The 12,435-nt window shown below is 47.3% G+C and carries 8 protein-coding genes; 3 read left to right on the plus strand and 5 right to left on the minus strand.

Translation table 11 applies throughout. From position 1 onward, the window contains the following. Positions 1–55: 55 nt before the first annotated feature. Together GNE05_RS10090 and GNE05_RS10095 are read left to right on the plus strand one after the other, a co-directional pair. Positions 56–1,939, plus strand: coding sequence for a terpene cyclase/mutase family protein (locus GNE05_RS10090; RefSeq protein WP_160182723.1), 1,884 nt, complete (start codon positions 56–58; stop codon positions 1,937–1,939). After that, positions 1,936–2,781 (plus strand): superoxide dismutase, encoded by an 846-nt coding sequence (locus GNE05_RS10095; protein ID WP_007611962.1) that lies wholly within the window; start codon positions 1,936–1,938, stop codon positions 2,779–2,781. Before GNE05_RS10090 ends, GNE05_RS10095 begins: the two co-directional genes overlap by 4 nt. Before the next feature lie 39 nt (positions 2,782–2,820). On the opposite strand, the gene GNE05_RS10100 is transcribed toward GNE05_RS10095, so the two are convergent. After that, complete coding sequence (locus GNE05_RS10100) at positions 2,821–4,158, minus strand: sodium-dependent transporter (protein ID WP_063095044.1); 1,338 nt, start codon at positions 4,156–4,158, stop codon at positions 2,821–2,823. A 203-nt stretch (positions 4,159–4,361) separates the two neighbouring features. Between GNE05_RS10100 and GNE05_RS10105 the strand changes: the two genes are divergently transcribed. Then, complete coding sequence (locus GNE05_RS10105) at positions 4,362–5,333, plus strand: bile acid:sodium symporter family transporter (protein WP_160182724.1); 972 nt, start codon at positions 4,362–4,364, stop codon at positions 5,331–5,333. Between the two features lie 30 nt (positions 5,334–5,363). Here GNE05_RS10105 and GNE05_RS10110 read toward each other — a convergent pair whose 3' ends face one another. The 4 genes from GNE05_RS10110 to GNE05_RS10125 form a co-directional block, all read right to left on the minus strand. Continuing rightward, positions 5,364–6,110, minus strand: coding sequence for an MBL fold metallo-hydrolase (locus GNE05_RS10110; RefSeq protein WP_022553225.1), 747 nt, complete (start codon positions 6,108–6,110; stop codon positions 5,364–5,366). Positions 6,111–6,183: 73 nt separating this feature from the next. Beyond that, positions 6,184–7,431, minus strand: coding sequence for a 2-oxoglutarate dehydrogenase complex dihydrolipoyllysine-residue succinyltransferase (gene odhB / locus GNE05_RS10115; RefSeq protein ID WP_014418119.1), 1,248 nt, complete (start codon positions 7,429–7,431; stop codon positions 6,184–6,186). 15 nt (positions 7,432–7,446) lie between these two features. Beyond that, positions 7,447–10,281 carry a 2-oxoglutarate dehydrogenase E1 component gene (gene sucA, locus GNE05_RS10120; protein ID WP_017417966.1) on the minus strand — a complete coding sequence of 945 codons (2,835 nt, stop codon included), beginning with the start codon at positions 10,279–10,281 and terminating at the stop codon, positions 7,447–7,449. 227 nt (positions 10,282–10,508) lie between these two features. Continuing rightward, positions 10,509–12,425: a nitric oxide reductase activation protein NorD gene (locus tag GNE05_RS10125; protein ID WP_017417967.1), complete on the minus strand. Its 1,917-nt coding sequence runs from the start codon at positions 12,423–12,425 to the stop codon at positions 10,509–10,511. Positions 12,426–12,435: the final 10 nt, after the last annotated feature.

Below are 12,435 nucleotides of genomic sequence, written 5' to 3' on the forward strand. Positions count from 1 at the left end.
TGTCATGCCGCCTTTTACATATGAATATATATGCTTCTGAAGGAGTTGAGCGAGTGTGAGCACAATTCATGAAAACGTCAGAAGCCGCCAAAAGAAAACCATCTCCCTATTAAGAGAAACGCAAAATGCGGACGGCTCATGGTCATTTTGTTTTGAAGGGCCGATTTTGACAAACGCCTTTCTGATCCTCCTCCTCACTTCTCTTGGAGACAATGATAAAGAACTGATCGCTGAGCTTGCAGAAGGCATTCGCGCTAAACAGCGCCCGGACGGAACTTTTGCCAACTATCCTGATGACCGGAAAGGAAATGTGACCGCCACTGTACAGGGCTATGCCGGCTTGCTGGCTTCCGGTTTATATAGCCGTTCTGAGGCGCATATGATTCAGGCCGAACGCTTTATCATCTCAAATGGCGGCTTGCGCAACGTACACTTCATGACAAAGTGGATGCTTGCGGCAAACGGCCTTTATCCATGGCCCGCGCTGCATCTGCCATTATCTTTCTTAGTCATTCCCCCATCCTTCCCGCTGCATTTTTACCAGTTCAGTACATACGCCCGTATTCATTTTGTACCGATGGCCGTGACGCTTAACAAAAGATTTTCGCTGAAAAATCCCAACGTTCCGTCTCTCGCGCATTTAGATCGGCATATGACTAAAAATCCGTTTACATGGCTTCGTTCCGATCAGGATGAGAACAGAGACCTCTCTTCTCTTATCGCGCACTGGAAGCGGCTTTTGCAGATTCCTGCCGCTTTTCACCAGCTCGGTCTGCGTACGGCCAAAACGTATATGCTTGACCGGATTGAAGAAGACGGCACATTATACAGCTATGCGAGCGCCACTATTTTTATGGTGTACGGCCTGCTCGCTCTCGGTGTATCGCGCCACTCCCCCGTTATCAGAAAAGCACTTGCCGGCACGAAAGCTTTGCTCACGTCTTGCGGCGATATACCGTACCTGGAAAATTCAACGTCGACCGTTTGGGATACGGCGCTTCTCAACTATGCGCTTATGAAAAGCGGCATCTCAGATAACGATCAGATGATAACCAGCGCCGCCCGGTTTCTGCGTGAACGGCAGCAGATGAAAGTCGCTGATTGGGCCGTTCACAACCCGCATGCTGAACCGGGAGGATGGGGTTTTTCAAACATCAATACAAATAATCCGGATTGTGATGACACAGCCGCAGTGCTCAAAGCCATTCCGCGAAAACTTTATCCCGCCTCATGGGAACGCGGACTGAGCTGGCTTTTGTCCATGCAAAACAGTGACGGCGGCTTCTCTGCTTTTGAGAAAAATGTCAATCATCCGCTGGTTCGCCTGCTGCCGCTGGAATCGGCTGAGGAAGCTGCCATCGATCCCTCAACAAGCGACTTAACCGGACGGGTGCTGCACTGTTTAGGAGAAGCGGGGCTTTCTTCTGATCACCCTCAGATTGAAAAGGCCGTCCAATGGCTGATCCGCCATCAAGAAGAGGACGGATCGTGGTACGGCAGATGGGGTGTCTGCTATATTTACGGCACATGGGCAGCGCTGACAGGAATGAAGGCTTGCGGCGTGAGCCAAAACCACCCGGCCGTGAAAAAAGCGATCCGCTGGCTGAAGTCCATTCAAAACGAGGACGGAAGCTGGGGGGAATCCTGTAAAAGCGCAGAAGAGAAAACCTATGTTCCGCTTTCTTACGGGACGCTTGTACAGACGGCTTGGGCGGCCGAAGCTTTGCTGCAATACGAAAAAACTCATCATCAAGCCGTCACAAAAGGCATATCTTTTCTTATTGAAAACCGGCATTACGAAGGAGCCGCTTTCAGCTATCCGACCGGAATCGGCCTGCCGAAGCAGTTTTACATCAGGTATCACAGCTACCCGTATGTGTTTTCTTTGCTTGCGCTCAGCACTTTTATGAAAATGAGTGAAAAGGAGGAAGAAAAATGAAACGGCACGCTTATCAAACCGAGATGCTGAATTGGTGTGAAACCTTGAAGGAACAAGTCATTCAGCAAGGCCGGTTCGATCGCTTCGCGGCACAAATCGACCGGATTTTTCACACCCTTCAGGATGATGGATTAACGGAGGCGGAATGGTACGAACAGGCATCAGCACTTTACCGGGACATTACTGAACCCGAAGAGCCGGATGAGCGCAGAGCCTATGTGCCGATCGGCAAGCATGTCCTCCCTAAACTGCCTTACAGTTATTCCGCACTGGAACCGTATATTTCAAGAGAGATTATGAAACTCCACCATACAAAACACCATCAGAGCTATGTTGACGGTCTGAATAAAGCAGAACTGGAGCTCAAAAAAGCGAGACAGACGAAACAGTACGACTTAGTGGCACATTGGGAGCGGCAATTGGCGTTTCACGGCGCGGGCCATTATTTGCACAGTATTTTCTGGTTTTCGATGAATCCAAACGGAAAAAGACGGCCGACGGGGGCGCTCTTTCAAATGATTGATGTGTCATTCGGAAGCTATTCCGCTTTTAAAGAGCAATTTTCTCAAGCGGCGAAAAAAGTCGAAGGAGTCGGCTGGGCTATCCTAGTTTGGGCGCCGCGCGCCGGGCGGCTGGAGATTTTGGCCGCTGAGAAGCATCAGCTCTACAGCCAGTGGGACGTCATTCCTTTGCTTCCGCTGGATGTGTGGGAACACGCTTATTACTTACAATATAAAAACGACCGAGCGGCTTACGTGGATCAATGGTGGAATGTCGTTGATTGGCGGGAGGCGGAGAAACGGTTCGAGCAAGCGCACCGCGTGATATGGCCGCTTTATTAAAAAAGCCCCCGTCTTGAACGGGGGCCTGCTTCTTTTGGCTTACAAAATACCAAGCACGTGCAGAAAAACGATAATAATGGCTACAGGAGCCACATAACGGATTAATAGGAGCCAGACTGCAAACCATTTTCGTTTTATACCGGAACCGCTTTTCAGTTCGTCAAACAGCATCTGTTTCGGTATTTTCAACGGTACGAAAACGGCAATTAAAAGCGCGCCCAGCGGCATTAAGACATTGCTGACCAGAAAATCCGCAGCGTCAAAAATACTGCGGTGAAAAATAGAAACATCACTCAAAATTCCGTACGACAGCGCCGAAGGGACCCCGACAATAAATATAGCAAGTCCCCCGATCCATGCATAACGCTTCCGTTTTGCCGAATCGCCTTTTGACAAAACAGCAACTAAAATTTCAAGCATTGAAAAAGCCGATGTCAGCGTCGCAAATAAAAACAGCAGCAAAAAGGCGAGCAAAAACACGATGCCCAACGGCATTTGGTTAAAGACGGTCGGCAGCACGTTAAATAAAAGCTGCGGGCCTTGATCCGGCTTGAGGCCGAATGCAAACACCGCCGGAAAAATCGCCACTCCCGCCATCACAGCAACAAGTACATTTAATACCGTCACCGATACGGCGGATTGAACAATATTTTCTTCTTTTTCTAAATATGCGCTGTATGTAACCATTACGGACACTCCGACGCTTAACGAGAAAAATGATTGTCCCATCGCATATAAAATGGTATTGGCATCCATCGCGCCAAAATCAGGCATAAAAAAGAATTTTAATCCTTTTGCTGCATCATGCAGCGTAACGGAGCGGATCATTAAGAGAATAAACAGAATAAACAGAGCCGGCATCAACACCTGGCTCACTTTTTCAATGCCGCTGCTCACCCCTTTTGCCACAACTAAAATCGTCAGCACGATAAACAGCAGCTGACCGAAAACGGCTGCATAAGGATTTGAAATGGTATCGATAAATAACGTATCAAATCCCGAAGAAAGCGATAAGCCGCCTGTAAAGCCTTTTATAATGTAGATTAATATCCATCCCCCCACTACGCTGTAGAAGGATAATAGAATAAAACACGTAATAATTCCGAGATATCCGATCCAGTGCCACTTTTTCCCCGGCGCGAGCGCCTTATAGGATTCAACGGCGTTTTTTTGTGTTTTTCTGCCGATAATAAATTCAGCAAGCAAAAGCGGCAGTCCGATTAAAACAGTAAATAAAATAAAAACAAGCAGAAAAGCGCCGCCTCCGCTGGTTCCCGCTACGTAAGGGAACTTCCATATTGCGCCGAGCCCGATTGCAGAGCCGGCCGTAGCTAAAATAAATCCCAGCTTAGATGACCATTGATTAGCTTCTTTCACTTCAGCACTCCCAATTCATTTCAGTATAAAAATCAATTGTAAGAATATATGTCTGAATAGTCAAGAAGATGTTAGTTTACATAATAATTTTATCGAAAACTTATATTTAATATTGAATTATTCAGAAAATTATTTATAATGGAATACGGAAAAGTCAGTCATATTTTCTGACTGATTGATTGAATGTAAAAGGAGCTGTGTTTATGGAATGGCTGAAAAAAATAAGCGGGTTTGTGGGCCAAACCTTTGGCTTGTGGGTTATCGTCTTTGCCGGTTTAGGATTCGCCTGCCCTGATTTGTTTTCTTGGATCAGTTCTTATATGACGATTTTCCTTGGTATTATTATGTTTGGGATGGGGCTTACTCTTCAAGCAGACGATTTTAAAGAATTAATCAGAAAGCCTTGGCATGTCGTGATCGGAGTCGCTGCCCAGTTTACGATTATGCCGCTTACGGCTTTCTGTTTATCAATCGGGCTCCGCCTCCCCGCAGAAATCGCCGCGGGCGTCATTCTGGTCGGATGCTGTCCGGGCGGTACGGCATCAAACGTCATGACGTTTTTGGCGAAAGGCAATACGGCGCTTTCTGTTGCGGTCACCACGATCTCAACATTGCTTGCTCCTATTGTGACGCCGGCACTTATTATGCTGTTTGCGAAAGAGTGGCTCCCCGTTTCTTTCGGCTCACTGTTTGTTTCCATTATGCAAGCCGTGCTTTTGCCGATCGTCCTCGGGGTGATTGTGAAGCTGTTCTTCAAAAAACAGGTCGGACAAGCCGTGCACGCGCTTCCTCTCGTGTCGGTAATCGGCATCGTAGCGATTGTATCCTCTGTCGTCAGCGTAAATCGTGAGCATCTGCTTCAATCAGGACTGCTGATTGTGTCTGTCGTCATCTTACATAACGGAATCGGATATTTGTTAGGATTCCTGACTGCAAAGCTGTTCAAAATGGATTATGCTTCACAAAAAGCGATTGCGATCGAAGTCGGAATGCAAAACTCCGGACTGGGCGCAGCGCTTGCGACAGCGCATTTCTCCCCTTTGTCAGCCGTGCCGAGCGCAATTTTCAGCATATGGCACAATCTGTCGGGGTCTGTTCTTGCCACCTACTGGTCTAAGAAAAAAGAGAAAAAGAGCACCGAAGAAGAAGAAACGGCAAAGATTCCGTTTTCATAACTGAACAAGGATAGGATAGGCTGGCCGCTCCTATCCTTTTTTATTCTGCAGATCACGAACCAGACGCAAAAGCGCTTTTTTTACATCCCCCTGAAATAGACCTCCATGATAACAAATCAATTGGCGGATATCGTAATCGAGCAGCAGCTGCACAGAACGGACCGCATCATCCATATGTAACGTATAACTAGGATTAGCAAGGTTCAGCTTTCCGTCTTCAATGACGACCGCATCACCTGTGACCATTGTTTTTTCGGCAGGCAGATAAAGACTGATATGGCCGGGTGTATGACCCGGCGTGGCTACAACGCGAATGCCTCCGCACCAAGGCAGCAGCTCGCCGTCAGTAACTGTCCGGTGAACTGGAGCCGATTCGACTGATTGAAGCGAGCGGATGAACTGTTTTGCATAAGGCTTTGCATCCTCTGGCAATGAACAAAACGTTGATTCAGCCTGCTCAAGCCGTAAAGATTTTTTAGAGCCGTCAATATACGGCGCTTCACGCTCATGTGCTGTCACGCTGACATCCGGATGCAAACGGTGTAATGCAGCGAGTGAGCCGATATGGTCTATGTCGTGATGCGTTACAATAATTTTTGTCAATGAATGAAGCGACATTCCATGCCGGACGGCAGCATGTTGAAGATGGTTTGTAAAACCGGGATATCCGCAGTCTATTAATATCGTGTCATGTTCGTCTTGCAGAAGAACCGGAGTGATAGAATGCAATTCTTCATTATATTCAAATTCGATCTCAAGCGGATAACAGCTTTTCATATAAATTCTCCCCTTCTCTCAATAAAAAAAGTACACTGCTTGTAAGGGCAGTGTACTTTTTGTCTGTCTCAAATTATCCTTCCAGCAACAGCTGTTCCGGATCTTCAAGCAGGTTTTTAATGGTGACAAGGAATCCGACCGCTTCTTTACCATCTACAATTCTGTGATCATATGATAAAGCGATGTACATCATCGGACGGTTTTCAGAGCGCTCCGCATCAATCGCTACTGGGCGCAGCTGAATTTTGTGCATACCTAAGATCCCAACCTGAGGGCTGTTTAGGATTGGTGTTGACATAAGCGATCCGAATGTACCTCCGTTTGTGATCGTGAAGGAGCCTCCTTGCAGCTCACCTAATGTTAATTTATTGTTTCGCGCTTTTTTCGCAAGTTCGCCGATCTCTCTTTCAATGCCGGCAAACGTCAGGCGGTCAGCGTCACGCACGACTGGGACGACAAGCCCTTCTTCAGCCGCGACAGCGATACCGATGTCATAGAATTTTTTCACGATCAGCTCATCGCCTTGAATTTCAGCGTTAAGGAGCGGGAATTTTTTCAATGCAGCCACGACGGCTTTTGTAAAGAACGACATGAAACCGAGTTTTACATCGTTTTGCTCAAGGAATTGGTCTTTACGGCGTTTTCTTAGATTCATAACGGCCGTCATGTCAACTTCGTTAAATGTAGTCAGCATCGCAGAAGTCTGCTGCACTTCAACCAATCGTTTCGCGATCGTCTGTCTGCGGCGGGACATTTTTTGCACTTCGACAGGTTTGTCAAAGCTTTGCTGTGTTTTTTGAGCCTGCTGTTTCGGCTGTGCCGCAGGTTTTGAAGCCGGTTTTTCATAAGCTTCCACATCTTGTTTGCGCACGCGGCCGAGCGGGTCCCCCGTCGGAATTTGTGATAGATCAATCCCTTTTTCCCTTGCCAGCTTGCGTGCAGCCGGAGACGCTATCGTTCTGGATTTCGCTTCTGATTGTGCTTCCTGGCTGACTTCTTGTGCAGCAGGTTCAGCTTTTGCTTCCTCTTTCGTTTGTTCATTGGCTGGAGCACTTTCTGAAGGGGCGGGTGCAGAACTTTCGCCAGCGCCTTCTGTAATGGTACCGATAATTTCTCCTACTTGGACGGTATCACCCGAATCTTTCAATACCTCTTTTAGAACACCCGATTCTTCTGCTGTCAATTCAACATTTACTTTGTCCGTCTCCAGTTCAAGCAAGTACTCACCCTGTTCTACATAATCACCGGGCTGCTTTAACCATTGGGCTATCGTTCCTTCTGAGATTGATTCTGCTAATTCAGGTACCTTAATTTCCGCCATTTTTTCATTTCCCCCTTAGTTTTTGCGAGTCAAGCTATCAGATACAATGCGTTCCTGTTCTTTTTTGTGGACTGTCGGATCTCCTTCTGCGGGACTGGATCGTCTTCTTCGGCCGATGTATTGGACATTTACTCCTTTTGGCGCGATTTCCGTCAGATACGGGCTGATATAACTCCATGCCCCCATGTTCTGCGGCTCTTCCTGAACCCAAACGATCTCTTGCAGGTTCGGCAGTTTGGCGAAAAGCTCCTTCGTATCTTTTGCCGGGAACGGATACAGCTGTTCGATTCTGGCAATATGAAGCCAATCCTTATCGCCTTCCATTTTGTTGAAGTGATCGCTGATATCAATTGACACTTTTCCGCTTGATAATACGACGCGAGTCACTTTTTCGTAAGCATGGGAAAGTCCGGACTGCTCATAGACAGGCTTGAATCGGCTTTCGCTCAGTTCCTGCACTTCAGATACCGTATTCGGGTTACGCAGCAGGCTCTTTGGCGTCATGATCACAAGCGGGCGGATTTCCTCACGAAGCAGCATTTTCGCTTGTCTTCTTAAAATGTGGAAATACTGAGCCGCACTTGTCAGGTTGGCCACCGTCCAGTTGTTTTCCGCCGCCAGCTGCAGGAACCGCTCGACGCGGCCGCTGGAGTGTTCAGGGCCCTGCCCTTCGTAACCGTGAGGCAGCAGCATGACCAGGCCTGATTTTTGTCCCCATTTTGCCCGTCCTGCAGATATGAATTGATCAAAATAGACTTGAGCCGCATTGGCAAAGTCCCCGTACTGCGCCTCCCACATCACAAGCGTTTCAGGCGAATACACGTTGTATCCATATTCAAAGCCGAGAACCGATCCTTCAGAGAGCGGGCTGTTATGCACCGTAAATGAAGCAGCGCAGTCGTCTAAGTGATGGAGGGCAACAAATTCTTCTCCTGTTTCGCTGTCATGCAGCACAAGGTTTCTTTGAGCGAACGTTCCGCGCTCTGAATCCTGTCCGGTCAGCCGGATCGGCGTGCCGTCTTTCAAAATGGAAGCAAACGCAAGCAATTCAGCCAATGACCATTCAACTTTACGGTCATCATCAAACGCTTTTGCACGTCTTTCCAGGATTCTTTTCAGCTTGCCGAACACGTTAAAAGATTCCGGCCAGTTGATAAGTTCGCCGTTCAGCTTGCGGAGAACATCAAAATCAATGGCTGTGTCAACGTCTGGAAAACCGTTGGACACCGGTTCCGGCAATTCAATTTCCCGTACGGCGTCTTCTTTTTTGGCGGGCACCTTTTTATAGGCGTCTTCAATACGTTTTGTCACTGCCGTTTCGATGTTTTGCGCTTTTTCCTCGCTGATCAGTCCTTCACTTACGAGTTTTTCCGCAAAGATCCGCTTGACAGTCGGGTGTTTTCTGACGGCGTCATACAGCATCGGCTGTGTCGTTGACGGCTCATCCATTTCATTGTGGCCGTACCGTCTGTACCCGATTAAATCGATTAAGAAATCTTTATTGAACCGCTTCCGGTATTCAACCGCAAATTTAACGGCTGACAGGCATGCTTCCGGATCATCCGCGTTGACGTGAACGATCGGGATTTCGTAGCCCTTCGCCAAATCACTGGCATATTTCGTGGACCGTGATTCATCGCTTTCTGTTGTAAAGCCGATCATATTATTGGCGATGATATGAATGGCCCCGCCGACCTGATAGCCTTTCAGAGAGCTTAAGTTCAGCGTCTCGGCGACAATGCCTTCTCCCGGAAACGCTGCGTCACCGTGAATTAAAATGGCGAGCGATTTTGTTTCGTCTTGAACCGGGTACCCCTTTTGCGTTCTTGTTTCCTGTGCCGCCCGCGTGCTTCCTTCCACAATCGGATTGATGAATTCCAAGTGGCTCGGGTTATTTGCAAGCGTAATCCGCGCGCTTTTGGTTTCAGCATCCTGAAGCTGTCTGTCTGCACCGAGGTGATATTTTACATCGCCCGTCCAGCCGTAGCTGATGCCGGTCGATCCTTCAGACGGCACAAGGTCTTTATTCGGCGCGTGCTGGAATTCCGAGAAAATAATCTCATACGGTTTGCCGAGCACATGCGCAAGCACATTTAAACGGCCTCTGTGCGCCATCCCGATATTGACATTGGTTGTGCCCGCTTTCACAGACTGGGCGATAATGTCGTCAAGAACCGGCACAAGCGCGTCTAATCCCTCAATTGAGAAACGCTTCTGACCGACGAATGTCCGGTGTAAAAATTGTTCAAATCCTTCTACTTCCGTCAGTCTTTCTAAAACGGCTGACAGTTTTTCCGGTGAATTTTTCCGGAACAGTTCTCCGGATTCGACCATTTTTGTAATCCATGCGCGCTCTTCGAAATCATGCACATGGTCAAACTCGAAGGAGATGGTTCTTTTATAGGTATTGCGTAAATGCTGGATGGCTTCTAAGCCGTTTGTTATATTGGCAGGTGCGTCTTTACAGATGACAGACGCGGGTATTGCTTTCATTTCTTCTTCTGTAAGCCCGTACTCGGATAACGGAAAGAGCTCGCTCTTTTTCGGATCCTTTCTGAGCGGATTGACGGAAGCGTTCAGATGGCCATAGGTTCGAATATCTTCTGCAAGTTTAACTGCTGCTGCGATCTTTTGAATCAGATCTGCGGTGACGCGTCCCTGTTCCTTTGTTCCCGATGCCTCTTTTATTTGGCTTGGCGGAGCGCCGAGTTCGTCAAACATGTCTTTCAGATCCGGATCAATGCTGTCTGGATCTTCAGCATATTGGTCGTACAGCTCCAGTGCGTAGCCGAGGTTCGGTCCGTAAAAATCTTCCCAATTCATTCTTTGTTTCATATTATTTTGAAACATTTGAATATTACCCCCAACCTAGATAATCAAGTGATCAATTCACTATCTTGAAATAACTTTTGAACGCTGTGCCCAAAATTATGTAATAAAAACGCTTCCAAGGATATTTTACCACTGATTGCGTTTGGATTCTACCTTGATTGTTCACAAAATAGTAAAAAAAACAGATCAATACCGAAAAAATTAAATCATTTTAAAATAAAAAGCGAAAAAGCATAGGAAAAAGCCTATCCTATGCTTTTATGAAGCAGTTTTTTCAAGAGCGGATACAGTACATCGGGCAGCTGATCGACATCCGGAACAAAAATACTGTACTTTCCGTACATATCCTGAATGGTTTTCATCTGTGATTCTTCTATCGCAGTATTGGACAGAAAAACATTTATGACTTCTATCCCTTTTTTTCTCGCTTCGATGACAGCCTCGCTCGTATCGACGATGCCGTTTTGTTCGTATCCGAATGCTGCCGGCTCTCCGTCTGAAAACACGATTAAAAATTTTTGCGCCTCACTCCGCCGCATCAGCTGTTTCGTCATTTGTCTGATGGCGTACCCGTCTCTGTTATCTTCTTCAGGCGCAAGCTGCATGATCAGCGGACCCGCCGCCTGCAGCAGCGACTCTTCAAACGGAATGACGGTATTGAAGAAATTCGGCTGGCTCGTTTCGGTCGCTTCGTTCGTATCCTCCCAAAATCCGACGATCTGGTGCGGTACGGACACTGATTTCAAGGCTTCATGAAAAAGAACGATCCCTCTTTTTGTTTCATCCATTTTGTCGAACATGCTGGCCGAACAATCGACAAGCAATGTAAAAACGGCGTCAATGTCTGAAGATGGGTCCTGCTTTTTATAGAAAAGGCGCGGGTTCCGCTCCGTAAAATAACGGATCAGTTTGCGATTCAGCCGGCCTGCGTGAAGGTCGGTCCGCGGGAGCGTTTTTTTGTGCTCAAGTGTTTTTTGTATCATCTGCTTCAGGCGTTTTTGATATGATTCTATCGTTTTTGCCTGTTCTTTATAAGACTGCTCCTCTTCAGGAGACGCTTTATGAGGCGTTTGATAAACCGGGAAGGCAAATTTGTTTTCTTTTCCGTCAGCCAGCCCCGCGCCCTTATGTTCATCCTGAATGGATTCAAGCGCTTCCAGTTTGGAGTAATCCTCTCTTTTCGTCTGACGTGCGGAGCCTTGAACGGAGCCGAGCGCCTGGTCACCGTCATCGCCTTCTCTGGCCGCGTCTTTCCCAAGATCTGATTTCGCGCCGTGCTCAATATCAAATTGAAGGAAACTTTTTGACGGCGCTTCGGTTTCCCGGTGCCACGTATTCATTTTCTCTTCAAGGATTTCTTCATCTCCGTCGGAAGACTCAGGGAGCGTGAGATCGTCACTTAACGAAGGCGCTTTTTTTACGCTTTCGAATAAAGGCTCTTCAGCCGCTTTTTCGTAATCAAGTTCCGGCAGAAAAAAGTACGTGTTCAGCATATCTTTCTCAAGCACTTCATCAAGGCCTTCCATGAGGTCTTCCGTTATTCTTGCGATTTGTTCCGTAGAATCCGCCTCATACACCCGGATGAGCTGACGTTCAATATACGGTATCATCATATCAATATGTTCATGCATGGAAGGAATGCCTTCAAGCGGAGACTCAGCTGTCAGCTTGACAAACATCGCGCAATACAAAGCGTCGGTGAAAATGCTCCGTTCTAAATTCAATGTCAGCTGCGTCGTGAAATATTTCCTGTACATCTCCCTCCGCTTCTGAAAAACACGTTTCGTTCCCGGCCGTTCTTTTTTGATCAGCTCTTCAATTCTGATATCCTCAAGCAGCATAAACAGCTGCTTGGCAAAGCTTTGGCGGGTGAAGTGCCGGTGAACGTCATTTAAAAACCCCGCAAATTCCCGAAATGAGCTGCTGCGTGTTCCGACAGCGCGCAAATAGACATCGCTTTTCAGGCCGGCTTCCATATCCCCGGCTGATCGGTCTTTCCAAAAGTGGCTCATGTAAATTTTCTTTTCAAAGGGATTGTAGTAAGACTGCACGCCGTATTCCACTTCAACTTCACTGCTTCTGGTCAGTGTTTTGGCCAGGTCAGTCAGCATCATGAACAAAAACGAATCAATCGTGCTGTCGTTAAATTTGATAAACTTCATTGTATGTCCC

The organism is Bacillus sp. AM1(2019), from assembly GCF_009906915.1.
GTDB lineage: Bacteria > Bacillota > Bacilli > Bacillales > Bacillaceae > Bacillus > Bacillus velezensis.